At 46.8% G+C, this 21,241-nt stretch carries 15 protein-coding genes; 8 read left to right on the top strand and 7 right to left on the bottom strand.

Translation table 11 applies throughout. The annotated features are described in order from the left end of the window. Positions 1 to 401: 401 nt before the first annotated feature. Positions 402 to 2,462 carry an elongation factor G gene (fusA, locus tag ACMXI2_RS08215; RefSeq protein ID WP_483781205.1) on the top strand — a complete coding sequence of 687 codons (2,061 nt, stop codon included), beginning with the start codon at positions 402 to 404 and terminating at the stop codon, positions 2,460 to 2,462. Positions 2,463 to 2,520: 58 nt separating this feature from the next. Here fusA and ACMXI2_RS08210 read toward each other — a convergent pair whose 3' ends face one another. Beyond that, positions 2,521 to 3,117 carry a nuclear transport factor 2 family protein gene (locus ACMXI2_RS08210; RefSeq protein ID WP_483781204.1) on the bottom strand — a complete coding sequence of 199 codons (597 nt, stop codon included), beginning with the start codon at positions 3,115 to 3,117 and terminating at the stop codon, positions 2,521 to 2,523. Between the two features lie 67 nt (positions 3,118 to 3,184). After that, entirely contained in the window at positions 3,185 to 4,222 is a 1,038-nt protein-coding gene (gene dusB, locus ACMXI2_RS08205) for a tRNA dihydrouridine synthase DusB (RefSeq protein ID WP_483781203.1), read from the bottom strand. Between the two features lie 300 nt (positions 4,223 to 4,522). Between dusB and ACMXI2_RS08200 the strand changes: the two genes are divergently transcribed. The 5 genes from ACMXI2_RS08200 (at position 4,523) to egtD (ending at position 10,704) form a co-directional block, all read left to right on the top strand. Then, positions 4,523 to 5,911, top strand: a complete 1,389-nt coding sequence (locus tag ACMXI2_RS08200; protein ID WP_483781202.1) for a mercuric reductase — start codon at positions 4,523 to 4,525, stop codon at positions 5,909 to 5,911. 34 nt (positions 5,912 to 5,945) lie between these two features. Then, positions 5,946 to 6,884, top strand: coding sequence for an ABC transporter ATP-binding protein (locus ACMXI2_RS08195; protein ID WP_483781201.1), 939 nt, complete (start codon positions 5,946 to 5,948; stop codon positions 6,882 to 6,884). A gap of 9 nt (positions 6,885 to 6,893) precedes the next feature. Continuing rightward, positions 6,894 to 8,462: an ABC transporter permease/substrate-binding protein gene (locus ACMXI2_RS08190; RefSeq protein ID WP_483781200.1), complete on the top strand. Its 1,569-nt coding sequence runs from the start codon at positions 6,894 to 6,896 to the stop codon at positions 8,460 to 8,462. A gap of 12 nt (positions 8,463 to 8,474) precedes the next feature. Next, entirely contained in the window at positions 8,475 to 9,626 is a 1,152-nt protein-coding gene (egtB, locus tag ACMXI2_RS08185) for an ergothioneine biosynthesis protein EgtB (RefSeq protein WP_483781199.1), read from the top strand. A gap of 88 nt (positions 9,627 to 9,714) precedes the next feature. Further along, on the top strand, positions 9,715 to 10,704 hold the full coding sequence (gene egtD / locus ACMXI2_RS08180) for an L-histidine N(alpha)-methyltransferase (RefSeq protein WP_483781198.1): 990 nt from the start codon (positions 9,715 to 9,717) through the stop codon (positions 10,702 to 10,704). On the opposite strand, the gene ACMXI2_RS08175 is transcribed toward egtD, so the two are convergent. Continuing rightward, complete coding sequence (locus ACMXI2_RS08175) at positions 10,705 to 11,175, bottom strand: DinB family protein (RefSeq protein WP_483781197.1); 471 nt, start codon at positions 11,173 to 11,175, stop codon at positions 10,705 to 10,707. Between the two features lie 233 nt (positions 11,176 to 11,408). On the opposite strand from ACMXI2_RS08175, the gene ACMXI2_RS08170 reads away from it, so the two are divergent. Next, positions 11,409 to 14,111 carry an outer membrane beta-barrel protein gene (locus ACMXI2_RS08170; RefSeq protein WP_483781196.1) on the top strand — a complete coding sequence of 901 codons (2,703 nt, stop codon included), beginning with the start codon at positions 11,409 to 11,411 and terminating at the stop codon, positions 14,109 to 14,111. A 235-nt stretch (positions 14,112 to 14,346) separates the two neighbouring features. Here the strand turns inward: ACMXI2_RS08170 and ACMXI2_RS08165 are convergent, their stop codons facing one another. Further along, positions 14,347 to 15,207 (bottom strand): OmpA/MotB family protein, encoded by an 861-nt coding sequence (locus tag ACMXI2_RS08165; protein WP_483781195.1) that lies wholly within the window; start codon positions 15,205 to 15,207, stop codon positions 14,347 to 14,349. Between the two features lie 282 nt (positions 15,208 to 15,489). Between ACMXI2_RS08165 and ACMXI2_RS08160 the strand changes: the two genes are divergently transcribed. Next, positions 15,490 to 16,515: a LacI family DNA-binding transcriptional regulator gene (locus ACMXI2_RS08160; protein ID WP_483781194.1), complete on the top strand. Its 1,026-nt coding sequence runs from the start codon at positions 15,490 to 15,492 to the stop codon at positions 16,513 to 16,515. 215 nt (positions 16,516 to 16,730) lie between these two features. Here the strand turns inward: ACMXI2_RS08160 and ACMXI2_RS08155 are convergent, their stop codons facing one another. The 3 genes from ACMXI2_RS08155 to ACMXI2_RS08145 all read right to left on the bottom strand — a co-directional run bounded on the left by ACMXI2_RS08155 (position 16,731) and on the right by ACMXI2_RS08145 (position 21,224). Continuing rightward, positions 16,731 to 17,960 carry an alkaline phosphatase family protein gene (locus tag ACMXI2_RS08155; RefSeq protein ID WP_483781193.1) on the bottom strand — a complete coding sequence of 410 codons (1,230 nt, stop codon included), beginning with the start codon at positions 17,958 to 17,960 and terminating at the stop codon, positions 16,731 to 16,733. 111 nt (positions 17,961 to 18,071) lie between these two features. Beyond that, positions 18,072 to 20,240 (bottom strand): S9 family peptidase, encoded by a 2,169-nt coding sequence (locus tag ACMXI2_RS08150; protein WP_483781192.1) that lies wholly within the window; start codon positions 20,238 to 20,240, stop codon positions 18,072 to 18,074. 36 nt (positions 20,241 to 20,276) lie between these two features. Further along, the gene (locus ACMXI2_RS08145; RefSeq protein WP_483781191.1) at positions 20,277 to 21,224 is read right to left on the bottom strand and encodes a hypothetical protein; all 948 of its coding nucleotides are present in this window, start codon (positions 21,222 to 21,224) and stop codon (positions 20,277 to 20,279) included. Positions 21,225 to 21,241: the final 17 nt, after the last annotated feature.

Genomic DNA, 21,241 nt, shown 5'->3' with positions numbered 1-21,241 from the left:
GCGGTGCAATTTTAAAAGTATATGAACAACTATCTCACATATCCCGTATGCAGTTACGCAACTACCGTTATCAGAGCGGTAATTGCAAGTACCCGCATTGTCTTAATTCAAGACGGGGAGGCAAATCCATCCCGGATATGAGAGGTTAATATATAACTCCTGAAATCTTTTTCAAGGGCCTCTTCATCCGAAGAGGCCTTTTTATTTGCTTCCCCCAATATCTTCAACAGTTTCTTTAGCAAACAATAAATCATAATGAACACCAACAGGAAATTTATTATTAAAGCATCAATGTCATTTACACGGCTTGTCCGGTAATGCAGACTTCCTGTTGCATAAAGCAAAGGCCGCTCATTACCAGATGAGGGGCCTTTTTTAATTCCTTTTTTAAATAAGAATATATGAAACGCTTAGCGGATTTTAGAAATATAGGTATCATGGCACATGTGGATGCAGGTAAAACAACGCTTACAGAACGCATGCTTTACTTCACCGGCTTCACACATAAACTGGGCAATGTAGACGAAGGCAACACCGTAATGGATAGTGATCCGCAGGAAGAAAAAAGAGGTATTACCATTTCCTCCGCAGCTATCACCACCTATTGGCAACACCAGGATCATACCTGGCAGATCAACATCATCGATACGCCCGGTCACGTCGACTTCACCGCCGAAGTGGAACGTTCATTGCGGGTATTAGACAGCGCCGTGGCCGTATTCTGCGCCCGATCCGGTGTGCAACCCCAGTCGGAAACAGTATGGCATCAGGCAAATCATTATAATATTCCCCGCATTGCGTTCATCAATAAAATGGACCGGCAGGGTGCGGATTTCCGCCGCGTGGTGAGCGACATACGCCAACGGCTAAACGCTAATGCGTTACCCGTGCAATTGCCCATCGGCGCAGAAGATGACTTCACCGGGGTGATAGACCTCATTACCATGAAAGCGCTCGTATGGAACACCGCAGACGGTAAAACATATGAAACGCTCAACATCCCGGTAGCCTTGCTGAACGAGGCACTGGAAGCACGTAATTATTTACTGGAAGAATTGTCCCTGCTGGATGAATCCTTACTGAATAAATATACTACTGCTCCGAGCAGTATCCTTCCGGAAGATATCTACACCGCACTGCGTGGCGCCACCATCCGCATGGAGGCCGTACCAGTACTGGCTGGCGCAGCCTATAAGAACAAAGGTATACAACCCCTGCTCGATGCAGTGGCTACCTATCTTCCTGCGCCTTCAGACATTGGCGATGTAAAAGCCACTGATCCGGAAACGGAAGCAACAGTGATGATCCCCGTTAGCGAAAGCGCGCCGCTGGCCGCACTGGCGTTTAAGATCATTACGGACGACTTCGTAGGGAAGTTAACGTTAGTACGTGTATATGCAGGCGTATTACGCAATGGTGATACACTCTGGAACAGCCGCACCGGCCGCAGGGTCAGGATCAGCCGTTTGATGCGTATCATGTCCGATAAATATGAAACGGTGGAAGAAATAGGCGCCGGCGATATTGGCGCAGTAGTAGGACTGAAAGATGTGAAAACAGGCGACTCCCTTTCGCATCCGGATCACCCGGTATTGCTGGAAAAAATCAGCTTCCCGGAACCTATGATCGGGTACGCGATTGAGGCGAAATCTGCGAAAGATAATGATAAACTGGGCGATGCCCTAAACAGGTTGCTGGAAGAAGATCCAACGCTCACCGTAACAGTGGATAACGCTACCGGCCAAACGATTTTGAAAGGCATGGGCGAACTCCACCTGGAAGTGGTACTGGAAAAGCTGGCAACACAATATCATCTCGATATCAACAAAGGACAACCGCAGATTGCGTACAAGGAAATATTTACGCAGGCAGTTACCCATCGGGAAGTATATAAGAAACAAAACGGTGGCTCCGGTAACTTTGCGGACATCCAGTTTGAATTATCGCCCGGCGATGAACAGGCAACGGGACTGGAATTTATCAACGAAATCAAAGGTGGCGCTATTCCAAAAGAATTCATCCCTGCGATCAGTAAGGGTTTCGAGTCGGCTATGCACAACGGCGCCCTGGCAGGTTACCCGGTGAAGTCCATGCGCGTGAGATTACTGGATGGTTCCATTCATAGCAACGATTCCCACGCCCTGGATTTTGAACACGCGGCCATCATTGGGTTCAAAAGCGTAGCGGCGAAAGCAGCTCCCCGTTTGCTGGAACCCTGGATGAAAGTAACGGTAACCATGCCGGAAGAATTTACCGGCACCCTGACCGGCGACCTGAACCGGCGCCGCGGTGTGATCAAACACATGGAAATGGATGGATCTGTGCAAACCATCATCGCAATGGTACCGTTGTCTGAACTATTCGGCTATATAACGGTATTGCGTACACTCTCCTCCGGAAGAGCCACTGCTTCGCTCACATTCGACAGCTACCAGGCCGTTCCCGGTAACCTGGTGAAATAAAATAAAAAAGGTGAAGGGGGCAACCCTTCACCCTTTCTTTATACAATAAAATCATTCACTATTGTAATACCTCCCGATCGCTGCGAACATCCTGGTAAAATTTCTTTACCAACCGGCTATCAGGCAAAGAATTCAATACAGCGATAACCCATTTTCCATCTTTCTTCACAACCTTTCCCTTATAATAACCAACGGACATCAGTTGAATCTGCCCGGTGGTAAGGTCTGTCCAGAGGTTACTGGTATACATCGTTACCCGCACCGTATCATTGGCGCCTTGATAAAACTGCATATTGGAAATAAGGTGCCTCGACTGGTAATGAGTATTCCGGATACTCAGCAGCAGGGAATCTATTTTAGCAGTCCAGTTTTGTTTACCTTGTAGTTTCACCCCGTCAATTTCACCACGGATGTTGTCATCCATAAATTCCACGCATTTATTCAGATCGCTGTTATCGAAATGCTCGCAAAAACCGTATATGACTTTTTCAATCTGTTGCTGCTCCTGGTATCCCAGGTCACGGGCATTGGCAACGCCCGGTAAAACAACGGCAGTGCTGTCGGTATTTGTTTTTCCTTCCGGAGATGTGTGGCAGGAAAAGAAGCCTATGGTGCTAAGAACAAGCGCAGTGGCGAATGAGAAAAATCTGGACATCTTATAAATTTTATGATATAACAAAACAAACGCATAATTAGTTTTATTATATCATAAAATTTTCTGTCTATAACGGGCACTTCTGATGATAATCAATTAATTCAATCGGGGCGTCAGCCAGCTCAATACCTTTGTAGTAAGCTTCAATCTCATCCAGTACGGCTTCTACCTCTTCCACAGTTTTCATAGTCACCAGCCGGGTGCGGAATTGTTTGATATCAGGCAGTCCCTTCAGGTAATTGGCGTAGCAACCACGCATTTCATTAATCCCCTGTACCGGTCCTTTCCATTCTACCGACAGGCGAAGGTGTTTCTTACTTACCCCAATACGTTCTTCCAGGGTGGGGCCGGCCATCATTTCACCGGTATTCACATAATGTTTGATCTCCCGGAATAACCACGGATAGCCAATCACCGCGCGGCCAATCATGATGCCATCCACACCGTAACGGTTTTTGTATTCCAGCGCTTTCTGCGGACTGTTGATATCTCCATTGCCAAAAATGGGAATATGTATACGGGGGTTATTTTTCACTTTGCCGATGAGGGTCCAGTCGGCTTCGCCTTTATACATCTGGCAACGGGTACGGCCGTGGATCGCCAGGGCTTTGATGCCTACGTCCTGCAGCCGTTCTGCTGCTTCTTCAATATTCTTTGAGTCATCGTCCCATCCCAGCCTGGTTTTCACGGTAACCGGCAGCTTAGTGGCCTTTACACAGGCTTCAGTGAGCCGCACCATCAGGTCCAGGTCTTTCAGTACACCGGCGCCGGCGCCCCTTCCGGCCACCTTTTTCACGGGGCAGCCAAAATTGATATCCAGCAGGTCAGGATTGGTAACATCTACGATCCTGGCCGCCATCGCCAGGCTGTCTTCATCCCCGCCAAAGATCTGTATCCCCACCGGGCGCTCATATTCAAAAATGTCGAGCTTCTTCCGGCACTTCATGGCATCACGGATTAACCCTTCACTGGAAATAAATTCCGTGTACATCAGGTCGGCGCCGGCATCCTTGCACACCGCCCGGAAAGGCGGATCACTCACATCCTCCATAGGCGCCAGCAACAAAGGAAAATCAGGAAGCGTTATGTTATCAATCTTTACCAAAATCTATATTTTTTCGCAGCAGCCGCAAAGATACGGATTTTGTCTTTCTCTGGATTACGCTGATTATACTGATTACTTTGATTTGATCATTTTTGATTTTTAAAGGATTAGAGGAGATATAAGCGAAAATACCCGCTTATATCTCCCTTAATCTTTTAAATCCAAAAAAATCCAGAAGTAAAATCAAAGTAATCAGTATAATCAGCGTAATCCAGAGAAAGACAAAATCCGCTTACATTCGCAAAATTTACTTACTTTTCATTGGTATAATCTTTGGCCCCGCATCCTAAATCTTTCCGTATGCAGAAATTTGACGCAATAGTAATCGGATCCGGTCAGGGTGGAAACCCGCTGGCGAAAAAACTGGAAGAAAAAGGCTGGAAAACTGCTATCATTGAACAACGATATCCCGGTGGCACCTGCATTAACGACGGCTGCACCCCAACCAAAGCAATGATCGCCTGCGCAAAAGTGGCACATACCGTTTTTCATAGTAAAGACTGGGGCGTTCACAGCCACGGATTCATGGTAGACCTGCCTTTTATGGTAGCCCGGAAAAATAATATCGTAACAGAATTCCGTGGAGGAACAATCAAAGGTTTACAATCAAACAATGTAAGCATCTTCATGGGAACAGCTGTCTTCACCGGTCATAAAACAATCACGGTAACCGGGCATAAGGGAGAAGAAAATATATTAACAGCAGATCACATTTTCATCAATACCGGCGCCACGCCTTTTATTCCGTCCATCCCCGGCCTTGCGGATGTACCGTATCTCACTTCCACCACACTGCTCGATGAAGTAACAATCCCTAAAGAACTGATCATTCTCGGAGGCAGTTACATCGCCCTGGAAATGGGACAGCTCTACCAACGTTTAGGCAGTCACGTTACCGTGATAGAATCCGCTTCACAACTGGTATCAAAAGAAGATCCCGATGTGGCGGCAGTGATAAAAAAAATGCTGGAATCGGAAAACATGCAGATCCACACCGGCACACAGGTAACCCGCATATCCCGCAACGGGAAAAAGCTCAGCGTGGACATAACCACCGGCGAAGACAAAGACACTATAACGGGCACGCATATATTAATAGCAACTGGTCGCACACCACAAACCGCAGCTTTGCAACTGCAGCAAACAAATGTACTCACGGATGAAAAAGGATTTATACAGGTAAACGACCGGCTGGAAACTTCCGAACCGGGCATCTATGCCCTCGGCGATGTAAAAGGCGGGCCTGCATTCACACATATCTCCTATAACGATTATCTCGTTATTTATAAGAACCTTTTTGAAAATGCAAACACCGGTATAAAAGACCGGCAGGTACCTTATTGTATGTTCACCGATCCGCAACTCGGACGTATCGGCATCACGGAAAAAGAAGCGCGGAAAGAAGGTATCCCGTTTAAAATTGCGTGCCTGAGTATGGACAAAGTTGCCAGGGCCATAGAAACGGGGCAAACAAGAGGTTTTATGAAAGCGCTGGTGCACGAACAGACCAATAAAATCCTGGGCGCCGCTGTAATAGGCACGGAAGGCGGCGAAATCATGTCCATCCTGCAAATGGCCATGCTGGGCGGTATCACCGCCACACAGATACGTGAAATGGTGTTTGCCCATCCGCTCTATGCAGAATCATTAAACAATCTCTTTATGACCCTGGAGAAACCTGCTCCATAATGAGCAATTTTTTCCACAATCTGATATATACCGAATGATTAAACTGTCGAATGTTTCCAAATATTTTGGTCCGGGAAAAAAAGCGGTCGATGATATTTCTTTTGAAGTAAAAGAAGGGGAAACACTTGTGCTGCTTGGCACCAGCGGTTGCGGTAAAACCACTACCCTCCGCATGATCAACCGTTTGCTGGAAGCCGACAGCGGCCAGATTTTTATAAACGGGAAAGAAATACAGGGACTGTCTCCTGAAATACTCCGGCGCAACATCGGCTATGTATTACAAAACACCGGGTTGTTCCCGCACTACACCGTGAGCGACAATATCGGCCTCGTACCCTCCCTGCTGAAGTGGGATAAAAAACGTATCCACGATCGTACCACTACGCTCATGGATAAACTCCGTTTACCTGCTGCCACCTACGCTGAAGTATATCCGCAACAACTCAGCGGCGGACAACAGCAACGCGTTGGCCTGGCCCGCGCACTGGCAGCAGATCCGCCGGTACTCCTCATGGATGAACCCTTCGGCGCACTGGACCCGCTCACACGCATCAGCGTCAGGAAAGAGTTTAAATCGCTCGACGAAATCAGCCACCGGACCATCATCCTGGTAACACATGATGTGGAAGAAGCCTTTGAACTGGGCCACCGGATCTGCCTCATGAATGAAGGACGTATCCAGCAACTGGGCACGCCCGCGGAACTGATCTTCCATCCGGCCAACGATTTTGTAAGGTCGTTCCTCGATCCGCAACGGCTACAATTGGAACTGAAATCCCTGCAAATAAAAGACCTGTGGCAATGGCTGCCATCTTCCGCTGCGCCGGGAAACGGACAACTAGCCGCTTCCAGCACCTGCTGGGATGCCCTGGAAGCTATCACGCGCCAACCGGTAACCGTAACACATGAACAGGAACAAAAAATAATTGACGGGAATGGACTGATGGAGGCAATAGCTGCCTATAAAAATTAACACAACGGCATGGAAGCAACCGAAACCTTATTTGAATTTGTAGAACAACAATCCGGTAAACTGCTGGAACAAACCCTCACGCACACCGGACTTACCTTTATATCCGTGCTGCTGGCCGTAGCCATAGGCGTACCCGCCGGTATCTTCATCACCCGTAAAAAAAGACTGGCAGCACCTGTACTCGGCTTCGCCGGCATAATGCAAACCATACCGAGCATCGCCTTGCTGGGGTTCATGATTCCCCTGCTGGGCATTGGCCCCAAACCCGCTATAGTAGCCTTGTTTCTTTATGCATTACTACCTATTATCCGTAATACCTATACCGGTATCAGCGGAGTAGATCCTAATGTTACAGAAGCGGCTACAGGCATGGGAATGAGCCGCCGGCAGATGCTGATGAAAGTACAGCTGCCACTGGCCATGCCCGTTATACTGGCCGGTATCCGCACGGCAACAGTGATCAACGTAGGCGTAGCCACCCTGGCCGCTTATATCGCCGCAGGCGGACTCGGGGAATTTATCTTTGGCGGCATCGCACTCAATAATACCAATATGATGCTGGCCGGAGCCATCCCCGCAGCTTTGCTGGCATTGCTGTTCGACTGGCTCCTGTCGCTGCTCCAGCACATCAATATCCGGAAAGCCCGTAAAACATTATACGCGCTGCCCTTTATCTTCCTGCTCCTCTCCTCTTTCTATCTTCTGCCCGATACTTACAGCGGTAAAATGCTGGCGGGATTTACCCCCGAATTTATGGGCCGAAAAGACGGTAACCTCGGACTGAAATCTGTATATGGCCTGCATATCCGTACCCTTGTGATCAGCGACATGATCATGTATAAAGCTGCTTATGAAAAAAAGCTGGACGTTATCAGCGGAAGCAGCACAGATGGCAGGGTAAAAGCATTTGACCTGGTAGTACTGGAAGATGATAAACATATTTTTCCTCCCTATTATGCCGCTCCCATCGTACGGGAAGAAACCCTGCAGAAATACCCGGAACTGGAACCGGCACTCAACCTGTTGGTTGGTACAATTAATGATAGTATCATGACGGAATTGAACTACCGCGTCGACTACCTGAAACAAAATCCCGAGAAAGTGGCAAAAGACTTTCTCGTTGCCCGTCAACTCTGGAAACCAGCTGGCAACGGCGCCAAAGGCAGTATCCGCATCGGTTCAAAAATTTTCGGCGATGGCTATATCCTCGCTGCCATGTACAAGATGCTGATCGAAGGACATACCGGCCTTGCGGCAGTCACCAAAACAGGATTAGGCGGTACAAAAATCGTGTTCGACGCATTGGTAAATGACCAGATAGATATGTACCCGGAGTATACCGGCACCGGTTTACTCGTATTACTCCAGGCGCCGCAACAGGTAACCGACAGCATTATCGGCGACAGCCGGAAAGTATACGACTATGTAAGCGCAGCATTTGAAAAACAATATCATATCAAATGGCTGCAACCCATCGGCTTTAATAATACTTACGCATTAATGATGCGGAGAGCTGCAGCAAAAGAACTGCATATCAGCAGCATTTCTGACTTTACAAAATATGTGAATCAACAGTAAGCACCTGTAATTATGTTATTGAAAGAACAATATGAAACAGTACGGCGGAGAAGCGAAAAAATTTGCGCGCCGCTAAAAACGGAAGACTATGTAGTGCAACCTATTGTGGATGTAAGTCCGCCTAAATGGCACCTGGGCCACACCACCTGGTTTTTTGAAACATTTATCCTGCTTCCTAACGCCAAAGACTACACGGTTTTTGACCCTCAATACAATTATGTTTTCAACAGCTACTATGAATCTGTTGGCGCACGGGTGATCCGCACCAACCGTGGTAACCTTAGCCGCCCCGCAGTAGAGGATATTATGCGCTACCGGAAATATGTGGATGAAGCCATGATAGCTTTTCTGAAAGAAGAACTGTCACCGGAACTGCAGGAGCTGTTTATTCTCGGCCTGAACCATGAGGAGCAGCACCAGGAATTGCTGTACACAGATATTAAGTATATCCTCGGGCATAATCCCCTGTTCCCGGCCTACGATATTCATCATAAAGATATACCCTTAGTGAACAATCCCGGCGATACCTGGTTAAATATACGTGCCGGCGTATACGATATCGGCTTTGCCGGAGATGGATTTTGTTTTGATAATGAACTGGGCAGGCATACCGTTTACCTGGCAGATTATAAGATCAGTACCGCACTGGTCTCCAACACGGAATACCTGGACTTTATCCAGGCCGGTGGCTACCAGGATTTCCGTTACTGGCACGCGGAAGGATGGGACTGGGTAAAAAATAACCAGGTAACCACCCCGATGTATTGGTACAACATCGATGGCAAATGGATGCATTATACGTGGCAGGGGCTTCAGCCAATCATGCCGGATGCACCTGTTACGCATATCAGCTACTACGAAGCAGCTGCATATGCCGCCTGGAAAGGACAGCGGCTGCCAACAGAGTTTGAGTGGGAAGTGGCCGCGCCCCAATTAGCATGGGGCCAGCGGTGGGAATGGTGCGAAAGCGCTTATCTTCCCTATCCCGGCTTTGCAAAGGCGCCCGGCGCCATCGGAGAATATAATGGAAAGTTCATGATCAATCAGATGGTATTACGTGGTGGCTCTGAAGTAACTTCTCCAAACCACAGCCGTATCACTTACCGTAACTTTTTCCATCCTTCACTGAGATGGCAATTTACCGGGATAAGATTGGCAGGATGATTGAGACACCGTTATGAAATGATCCGGATATCAGAAAAGCAGCCCGCTGTTTTCCTGATATCCAAGTTCAGAACATCAAAAAATATTTATGACTGTAATTCCTAATGTACTTGCGCCATGCAAGCGCAAACCAGCCACCGATATATTTTATCACGACGTGGTGCAGGGCCTCACTGCACCCCAGAAATACCTGGACCCCAAATATTTCTATGATGCAGCCGGCGATGCACTCTTTCAACAGATCATGCAATGCCATGAATACTACTTAACCGGGTGCGAAATGGAAATCCTCCAGCAGCAGTCCGCACAAATAGTACAGGCGTTACAGTTATACGCCGGCTATTTTGATGTGGTGGAGCTGGGGGCAGGTGATGCCACCAAATCCGTTCACTTACTGCAACAGCTGATCAATAACGGTATAGATTATACGTATTTCCCGATCGACATTTCCGCCAATGTGATCACGCAGCTGGAAAAGAACCTGCCTTCGCAGGTACCGGGCCTGCAACTGCATGGCTTAAACGGGGAATATTTCCATATGCTGCAGCAGGCAAATAAAGTAACCGCCAAAAAGAAGGTATTGCTTTTTATGGGCGCCAACATCGGCAACTTCAGCGTGAGCGCCGCCAGGAGCTTCTGCCAGCAGATGCGGCAGTACCTGCAGCCCGGCGACCTGCTGCTGACCGGCTTCGATCTTAAAAAACATCCGCAGGTAATCCTGAATGCCTATAACGACTCCGCCGGTATTACCCGCGCCTTTAACTTCAACCTTTTACACCGTATTAACAGGGAATTGTACGCAGATTTTGATATCTCAAAGTTTGAGCACTTCCCTACCTACGATCCCGTTACCGGCGCCTGTAAAAGTTATCTCATCAGCCTGGCAAACCAACAGGTGCATATCGGGGAAGACACCACTATTCACTTCGCGGAAAACGAATCTATTTATATGGAGATCTCACAGAAGTACAGCCTGGAAGAAACAGACCAGCTGGCCGCCTACGCAGGATTCAAACCAGTGGCCCGCTTCTTCGACCGCAGGCACTGGTTTACGGATTGTTTATGGAAATGTATTTAATTAATGCCAGGCGTTCAGCATTCTTCTGAGCGCCACAATTTCACCGGTATGATAACTGGTGTGGTCCAGCAGCAACACCGCTTCCCTGAATAAGTGCTGCCCGCTGCCATACGGAAAAGGTGCGAACAGGTCATCGCTCTGCTCCAGCAGGTCAATGAAAGCATGCAGGTCCTTATCCACCTGCTCCACACTATGCTTCCAGGCGGTATCGTCCTTTGGAGCAGTTTCCTCCGGCCAGTACGCCTTTGGCCACGCTATTTCCTTATAGTCCGGGTTCCTTGAAAAGTCGAGGATATCGTACTGCGTAATCCTGATATGTTCCACCAGTTGCCAGATGCTGTAAGGCATGCCGGCTGGTACCACACCTCTCAAACCGGCGGGCAGTTTTTTTACTGAATCGTTGAAAGTAACGTGTGCATTGGGTTTGAGCAACATGTCCTTCAGCGATTTTACTAACGTAGCTGTATTCATAAAATGGTAATTTATCTAAACAAAATTCTTATTACTAAGGTTCGCAGATTAAAAAAGAAAGACATCTCATCAAAAAATACTCCAATAATCACTTCCCTATAGTTTGTAAATCAATTGTTAATCACATTATCTTATTAATAATTCTTTAACCATTCCGACAACATTTGGTATTGATTAACGGAATGAAGATGCTTCAATATTATCATTGTATTGAATTTAACCAAGATCCTCGCATGGCAAAATACTACGCATTATTGTTAACTGTAGTTCTGATAGGAAATCATTTCACACTTTCAGCACAAAGAGAAATAAAAGGCCATGCGTATGATAAAGACACCAGAAGACCACTGGCAGGAGCAAATATACTGCTCTTCACCGCAGAAAGATCAATTCTTAAAGCACAGGGCACCACCAGTGAATCCGGAGATTTTACGCTCAAAAAAATCCCCCTGGGCAACTATGTGATCACGATCAGTTTTATGGGATACGATGCCGCTACCTCACTCATCATGATATCAGAAAAATCAGCAAAGGTATTCCAGGTAGACCTTCGCTATTCCGGCCTTCAGCGCAACCCCATCAAGTTAAACAGCGTTAACGTAAAAGTAAATAAATCGGCGTTCACCATCAGGAAAGATACCGTTGAATTTTCTGCAGGCGATTTCCAGACAACAGAAAATGCTTCTGTAAGAAACCTCCTCAATAAACTCCCCGGCATCACCATCGATGCCGACGGGAACCTGTCTTTCCAGGGCACCGCCATAAAAACCATCCTGGTAAACGGAAGACCCCTCTTCCAGGATGGTAACAGTTCTTCCGGCGATACAAAAAAAATAACACAGAACCTGCTGGCAGATATTGTTGATAAAATACAGGTCATCGACAGAAAAAGAGTAGATGGCCTGGTGGAAGGAGGTAAAAATGAAAAAGTGATCAACATCACCGTTAAAAAGGAATACAAGAAAGGACTCAATGGCGCCGCTGGCGCAGGTTATGGAACAGACAAACGGTACAATGCCTCCGCCAACGTCAATATGTTCCGGGATACCAAACAAGCCGTAGTGATGGGATACATCAATAACATAAACTCCTCCCGCGGTCCCGCTTCCACCGATGAAAACCTGAGCAGGGCGGAAAGTATGATGGGCGGCATCTCCAACAAAAACAACCTCAGCGCAAACCTCGGTACCGACATCTCAAAAAAAATAAAGCTCAACGCCAACTTCCTGCACCAAAGTCAAAACGTGGATAACAGCCAGTGGCAACAGCGCGACAATGTACTGCCGGACAGTAACTTCCGCTATAACAGCAACAATACGTCGGCAAGTACCGCCAACATGAATATCCTCTTTACCAACCTGACCATTCAACCGGATGAAAAAAACCTCATCTCAATAGATATGTCAGCCAACACACAGCGCAACACCTTCCGCTCTTTCAATAAGTACATTTCAATAGGCGGGAAAAATAACGACACTATTAACTTTGGTAATACCAACAACCTGGAAACAAGACGGAGTAATATTATCAACCTGACTACACAATATAACCACCAGTTCAGCCCTACCCTGGGCAGTGTAAGCGTTTCCTTCAACATTGAACAGAATAATACAAAAGATGAACAGCAGAATACTACCCTGAACACCTTCGTTCCCGTAAACCTGGCAGATACCATCAACCAGCAGGTAAATGCAAAAATAAATGTCAGTAAGCTGATGGCCCGCATCAACTATCAATATCCGCTCTTCCCTTCCGTGTACCTGAATGTGTCTTATAAAATAACCAACAACCTCACAAAAAACAACCAGGACGCTTTTGATTTCGACAATGAAAAGAAGGGATATGATATTGTTAACCAGGACCTGACCTACCGGTTTAAAAATAACATCAATGAGCAGTCAATTGGTACAGGACTCTTTCTTAATAAAACAAAAATACAAGGGCAGTTAAATATTGCTTACAACATCACAGATTCAAAAAGCAATAACTTCACCGCGGGGAATGAGTTCCTGCAAAGGATTCATTACCTGTCGCCCAACCTGTCGCTTTTCTATAAAATAGACAACTACAAAAGCCTGGACCTGAGAATAAACCGGGAAACACGCGTCCCTCCTCCCAATGTATACCTGCCGGTAGTATCTACCCGGAATCCGCTGTATGTGCAGCTGGGCAACCCTGACCTGAAACCATCTATTTATAACTCCGCCTCTGTTGGCTATCGTTCGTTCAGTGTAAAGGGCATTACCTTCAGTACCAACCTGGGCGCCGATTTGCCCAATAACGCCATGACACAATCCATCTACTCCGACTCCGCCGGACGGCAAATCAATCAACCCGTAAATGTGGATGGAAACTTTAGCTTTAACCAGGATTTTTCAATAGGTAAAAGATTCAGCAAACCAGCTGTTACACTTAACTATTCATTGTCCTATTATTTCAGCCGGAATAATTCATTCATCAACCAGGTCAAAAGCCGCACCAGCGATCTGAGTGTCACGCAAATGATGAACGGCTCCTGGATGTATAAAAAAGTGCTGGAACTGGAAGCGTTTGTGAGCATGCTGTATATCAGCAGCGTTTACGCTGTCCAGAATAATAAACATGCTGATTACCTGATGTACAATGTATCGCTTTCAGCTAACGTTTTTCTTCCTGCCAATATCAGCATCGGCAGCGCAGCCCTGTATTTCAACAATACCAGTCAGCATCAGCAGTTTGTAGTGCTCAACAGCTGGATTGCCAAAACTTTTGGGAAAGACAAAAGCTTCCAGGCAAAACTCTATGCCTACGATCTCACGAAACAAAATCAATCGCTGCTCACGATGCAATCCCCCACTTATATAGAACAGCAACGGAATACTATTCTCACCCAATACTTCATGGGGAGCCTCACGTATTTCTTTGGCAAAAAACCAGCGGCCAAGCCTGCCATGTAGGCATCGCCTTCGGCGACGAAATTGTCTTGGAGCAGGATTAGACTGATTATGCTGATTACACTGATTTGATTATGTTTTGATTTTACTTTCAGGATTTTCTATAAAAAGATTAGGGAAGATAAAAGCGGATATTTTTGCTTTTATCTTCCCTAATCTTTAAAAATCAAAACTGATCCAATCAGTGTAATCAGTCTAATTCTGCTCCAAGACAATTTACAATCGCCGAAGGCGATCATTAATTCGCTGGTTTCTCGAGTAATTTGAAGAACTGATCCAGCTGCGGCAGTATCACGATCCTTGTTCTGCGGTTAGCTGCTTTACCTTCTGCGGTATCATTGGAAGCAACAGGCAGGTATTCGCTTCTACCCGCGGCAGTCATGCGCGCTGGCGGAATGTTGTACTGGTTCTGGAGGATACGTACCACGGAAGTCGCTCTCTTCACACTCAGATCCCAGTTATCCAGCAATACATTCGGACGGTAAGGCACGTTATCTGTATGGCCTTCTACCATAAACTCAATATCCGGCTGGGCAATCAGCACTTTAGCCACTTTACCCAGTACTTCTTTGGCCCTTTCGTTGATTTCGTAGCTGCCGCTTTTAAACAGCAGTTTATCGGAGATATCTATATATACCACACCCTTGTCCACTTTAATATTGATGTCTTTATCATCCATATTACCAATAGCGCCCTTGAGGTTCATTACCAGCTGCATGTTCAGCGAATCTTTACGGGCAATGGCCGACTGAAGGTCTTTAATATAAGCGTCTTTGGCGCCGATGTTATCCAGGGATTTCTTGATACTTTCTGCCTGGGCGCCGGAAATTACAGACAGCTCCTTCAGGTGATCCAGCATCTGGGTATTGTTGGTTTTCAGTTGCTCCTGTTGCTCCGTTAAGTTCGTTACTTTCTCCTTGTACGATGCAGCGGCACGGGCGGCATCTTCTTCGCAGGTTCTCAGCTTACCGTAGGTAGCGCGGTAAAGACTATCAAGTTGCGCATTCCTGGCCTGCGATTCTCTTAATTTACGAGGGGCAGAACAGGATGCAAAAATGGTTACTAAAGCTACCGGCAAGGCTAGTTGTGCTATTTTCATAAAATTATACTTTTTAATAATCTAAGAAATAAGTATATATAAATAGTGGGGGATACAATGGAAAGCAACCCCTCTATAGCAAATAGCAGGCCGAAGCCCCCTTCAGTCCGTTAGAAGATCGTTAGAATCCGGCTGGCATTAGATGTTGACACGCTTAAAAAGAATAAAACCATCAGCCTAAAGATGCTTTATTCATAAAAAAAAGTTAATATTTTCCAATATCTAAGTAACTTGTCCGGCAGAGTATACGCTGTATCTATTTTCTATTAATTGCTGAAATGTATGAGAAAGGTGGTTTCTTCTGGTCAACCAACAATAAAGGAAATTGCAAAAAGGCTGAACATCTCTGTATCCACAGTATCAAGAGCGTTACATGATCATCACAGTATAGGTTTAAGAACCAAAACCAGGGTAAAAGAACTGGCTGCTGAACTGAATTATGAACGCAACCAGACCGCTATCTATTTCCAGCAGGGTAAAACATTCACGATCGGTATCCTTTTACCCGAACTGTCGGAAGCATTCTTTGCCAGCGCTATCAGTGGTATTGAAGACACCGCCTACAGCAATAACTATACGGTATTGCTGGGGCAGTCGCACGACGATGAAGCCCGCGAAAAGCAGATCATCCAGAGCATGAAACAGCACCGGGTGGATGGCTGCATCGTATCTATCGGAAAAAACACCAGCAATTACGAACACTTTGAAATGCTGCAACAGGCACGCATCCCGGTGGTTTTCTTTGATCGCATTCCCAACCTCCCGAATATGCACGCTGTATCCTGCAACCTGGAATCAGGCACGGTGCAGGCGGTGGATTTCCTGCTGAAACAAGGCCACCGCGTAATTGGCATGATCAATGGCCCCGAAACAATGGTGGCCAGCAAGGAACGCGCTACCGGCTACATCCGCGCGCTACAGAAACACCGCCTGAAATACGATCCCAAAATGATCGTCAATGCGGATCTCACCGCGGCAGGCACAGAAGAAGCCATGCAGTACCTCCTGTCGCTCAAAAGAAAAGTAACCGCCATCGTTACTTTCAACGACTATGTAGCAATGGATGCCGTACAATATGCCCTGAAACAAAAATTGGAAATAAATAAGGACATAACTTTTGTATCTTACGCCAATACACCGGTAAGCGGGTATACAGCCTTTCCTCCTGCTGCATCTGTGGAGCAGTTCCCTTATGAACAGGGCCAGGCGGCTACTAATATGTTATTATCACTCCTGAACGGGGAACATGCTTTGAATGATTTTCAACGCACTGTCATGGAGTCGCAACTGGTGATACATCACCGCTGAGGCATTATCTTATCGATAACCTTGCCACAGTAGTTGACCGTGGCAGGTTATTCGACTTCATTGTTCGCTGTCTATAATTGCTGCTTTTCCAGCTTAGTTCACTTTCTGATTAATTGCTACAACGATTCTACATGATTTTTTTGGCATTCCATGTACGCAAACGCTTGCGTTATCCGCGCAAGCGTTTGCGTAAAGCCTGTTTTCCGTTGTTTTAGCTATTGTTGTACTACCCACCGGTTCACCGTATTTAACGGCCCTTCCAATACAATCTTGTAAAATGAAGATGGCAGCGACTTTACACTGATACTGGCGCTTTCTTTTGATACAGGTACTTCTCCCAGTAACTTATAGTCGTCGTGCCCACCGGTTTTATAGTGATTAGTAGTAGCAACCCATATTTTTACGGTTCCCTTTTTATCATAAGCTTTCCAACCCAGTTGCAACTGATCCTGCGCTAACTTCGCAGTAGGTTGCGCCAGTGAAATAGCGCCTGTCAGCGGCACGCCATCCAGTTCACGCGCATTCTCAACAGGAATAGAGATATTCATAAACCGCGCAATAGACGGCAGAATATCTACAATACCCGGTTGCGCCGTTTTAAAGTAAGGATTCAAACCTTTTGCATTGGTTACAATCCAGGTGGTCCGCTCACGGTCCGATTGCCCACCGTGACCATGACCGCCATGCGCATCACGACCATGATCCGTGGTGATATAGATCTGCCAGTCTTCATTAAAATTCGCCCGCCTGTATTCCATCGCATCCCAGATCTTACCTACCATATCATCCGTCATCCGCACGGCCGTATCCATCCGCTCACCGGTGCCATAACGATGTCCCATGTCATCGCTGTACTCCAGGTATACCCAGGTCATATCAGGGGCATCACTTCTTACAAAATCTGCTGCCTTACCGGCTACGGTTTCATCAATCAGGTGGATATACCAGCTGTCTTTATCATGCGGAAACTGCACGGTATCAAGTTCCAGCCCATCCACCGCATGATCAATATGCAGATTACCCGTTTGCGCTAATCCATCTCCTGCCAGCTTGGTGCGGTTATCCAGCCAGGTGGAAAAAATAGCGGTCTTCTTTTCAGGATAGGCCGATTTAAAAAACCGGAAAATGCTGGGATAGGCATAATTCTGCGCGGCAATATCATTGTCCCATACATTGTGTTTATTCACCCATGTACTGGTGAGCAAACTATTGTAGCCTACCGCTGAAATAGTAGGCGTCTGTGAGTAACCCTTCTTCTCCCCTCCTACGTAGGCACGGCAATACCCGCCTTCCTTCGCTATACGCTTCAGGTGAGGGGTGGGCTGCGACTCAATCACATCTGCCGGAATACCATCCGCAATAATAAATAACACTTTGTGTTTCTTTTGCTGTGCCGCTAACGAGGTAACTGTTAAGAGACTCATAGCGAGGAATAAATACTTCATTGTTGACTGTTTAAGATTAGCTGATCGCAAGTAGCGTAAAATAATAAAGCGAAGATAACAGCGAATATTAATTTTTCGCTATGATCTTCGCTTTAAGGAGAAATCTGAAAACTACTTCAGGTGGGCATCAAAATAATCCGTGATCTTCTGCATCAGGTGAACCCTGTCTTTTCCCAACACATTATGTAAATGTCCCGGATATACGAAATAATCTACCTGTACTTCGTTATCTACACAAGCCTTCAGGAAATCCAGCGAATGCTGCCAAACCACTACATCATCATTGGTGCCGTGGATCAGCATCAGCTTCCCCTGCAGATTTTTTGTTTTGGTAAGCAGGTTGGAATTGGCATATCCCTCCGGGTTTTCCTGCGGCGTATCCATATAGCGCTCGGTATACATAATTTCATACATGCTCCAGTCAATCACCGGTCCGCCGGCTACTCCTACCTGGAACACATCCGGATGACGCAGCATCAGCGATGTAGTCATAAAACCGCCAAAGCTCCAACCATGTACGCCCATCTTTTGCTGATTAATATACGGCAACGACTTCAGGTAAGCCACACCCTGTAACTGATCATTCATTTCCACCGTACCCAGCTGCCGGAAAGTGGCCTGTTCAAAAGCTTTTCCACGGTTATCGCTGCCGCGGCCATCCATTGTAAAAATCACATAGCCATGCTGCGCCATGTATTCATACCAGAGATTACCGCTGTAGGGATAAGTGTTACGGATCAACTGCACATTAGGCCCATTATACAGGTATACAATTACCGGGTAAGTTTTGGTAGAATCAAAGTTAACCGGCAGGATCAGTTTACCATATAAAGCCGTACCGTCATCAGCTTTCAGGGTTACCTGCCTGATCTGCGGACGCTGGAAATCTTTCAGCGGATCGGCAGCGGTAATAATATTTTGCTCAAATTTACCAGTGGTGGCAGCTACTCTCGCCACATAGGGCGTGGTACCGGAACTATAGGCATCCAACACGCAACTGCCATCGGTGCTGGCCTGTGCATCATGCCAGCCGGCTGCTTTATCCAGTGGCGAAAGCGCAGCTGTTTTCTGTTTATAATTAATCTTATACAGGTGTTTTTCCATCGGGCTTTCTTTAGAAGCCGTTATGATGATTTCATTTTTCTTCGGATTAAAACCCGTCAGTTCATTCACCACCCAATTACCTGAGGTAATCTCCCGCAGTTGTTCCCCGTTGGTATTATAGAGATACAAATGGTTATAGCCACTTTTTTCGCTCCACCAGATAAACTGATCGGTTGTGCCGGGAACAAAAGTTAACGGATGGGTAGGATGTACGTATTTAGCATCTGTTTCCTCAAACAATGTTTTTACCAGTTCGCCGGTGGCAGCACTGTATTGGTTCAGCCACAGGTGATTTTGTTCGCGGTTCAGCAGCGCAACGTAAACGGATTGCTGATCAGGCGCCCAGGTAACACAGGTCAGGTAATGATCTGCCGGTCCGCCGGTTTTCAGGAAAATAGTTTTTTGGGTAGATGGCTGATAAATACCGAGTGTTACCTCATGTGATTTACCGCCTGCCATCGGGTATTTGATGTTGGTATTATGCGCAGGCGTTACCGACCAGTCGATGATCGGGTAATCATTTACCATGCGCTGATCCATGCGGTAAAATGCCAGCTGATCGCCTTTGGGGGAGAAGAAGGTACCTTTATCAATGCCAAATTCCTCGCGGTGAACGCTTTTTCCATTCACAATATTGATATCGGCGTCGTTGGTAACTGCCTGTACATTGCCGCTGGTGGTGCGGATAAAGAGGTTATTCTTTTCTGTCCAGGCAATCTGGCCGCTTTGGTTGTTCACTGTTACATTCTCTGCTTCTTTGCGTAATTCGCACCAATGGCTGAATTGCATAACGCCATTTTGCAGTTGTCCTTTATATAGCGTGTTGCCGATTGAAAACCAGGCGCTGGTGGCGGATAGCCAATGCAGCGGAGGTACGCCGCGAAGAGGTTTGGAAGAAAATAACTGTTCATTGAGCCGGGACAGTGTCAGCAGGGTATCTGTTTTACCGGCGGGTAGCGCCACCTTTATCCAGGCGTAATTGTCTTTTTCCGATAGCACCCTGGTGTAGGCGTTTTCACCGGGTACCCATTCAAACTGTTTTAACCGTTCGGGGGCCAATTGCTGCCGGAGCCCATTGGTGGCTTCCGTCATGGTGTACTGACGCTGCTGGCCATAGGTATATTGCAGCCCACCCGTCATCCATCCTGTCAAAAGCAATAGGAAAGCTTTCTTCATCCTTCTTTTTGGGGAGCTAAATTAAGGTTTTACCCGTTACGCGCTCACAAGATGTTTTTTCACCCATTCCCTTTCTTCTGGCAACAGGTAGTCGGCTCGTTTTTCTGTAATCCAGGAGAATGTTTTTTTCACATCCGATTTCGCGGTGCGGAAGCGGAACAGGAATTCCATGCCCAGCATCAGGTCTGTAAAGCCATTCTTTACGGTTTCTATCGTCATCCGGGCGCTGCTGCGTCTTTTCGATAACAGCTCAGTAATGCGGGCGGTTACTGCCTGGATCGCATTCTCATCAGCGTATTTATAAATGGCTTCCATCGCTTCAAATTTGAGTTGTCCGCGCATGAGGCAGCGCGTATAGAACATGGCTTCTTTCTCTTTCTCAATATCAGCGATAGCAGCGAAGGCCAGGCTTTTCACATCCTGACGATGGTATTCCAGGAGCCTGCGCAGGGCGGGCACACTTTTCTGGGTACCTACTTTATGAAGCAACAGGGTAACATAATAGATGTCATATTCATTCACGGTGCGCTTCAGCAGGTTCAGGGCCCAGTCTTCCACCGCGGGGTGGCGGGTACCTCTGAGCGCCAGCAGTGCGGAGCGGCGGACATTATTATTAAGTGAAAGCGTATTATTTAGTAACGGTTCCAGGTTAATATAGCCTGGTATGGCAAGTCCGCGTTCCAAATCCTGCTGCATGGCAGTGATCATATCGGCGTCCTGTTCAATTCTGAGCCGGTCCAACAGGAAACGGATTACTTCCGGATCATTGGTATTCCTGGAAAGCTGGGTGATAATAAAGCAGGCGGCGCGGCGCTTATCTTTGTCGGGCTCCTGCTCAATGTATTGATAAAGTAGGGGTATATAAGCGTGATTGGCGAGTTGTTCTGCTTCGCGAAGGGCCTGCCAGCTGGTCGTCTGGCCATTATGCAATTGTTCTGAGCGGTCGCATATCCGTGCTACGAGGTTAGAAAGGTAATCAATCATCAGTAGTTATTTTGATC

It is taken from the genome of Chitinophaga sp. G7 BAM 1005 (genome assembly GCF_057126945.1).
Note: the sequence above shows the minus strand (reverse complement) of the source record. Positions and strands in the feature narration are given on the sequence as shown.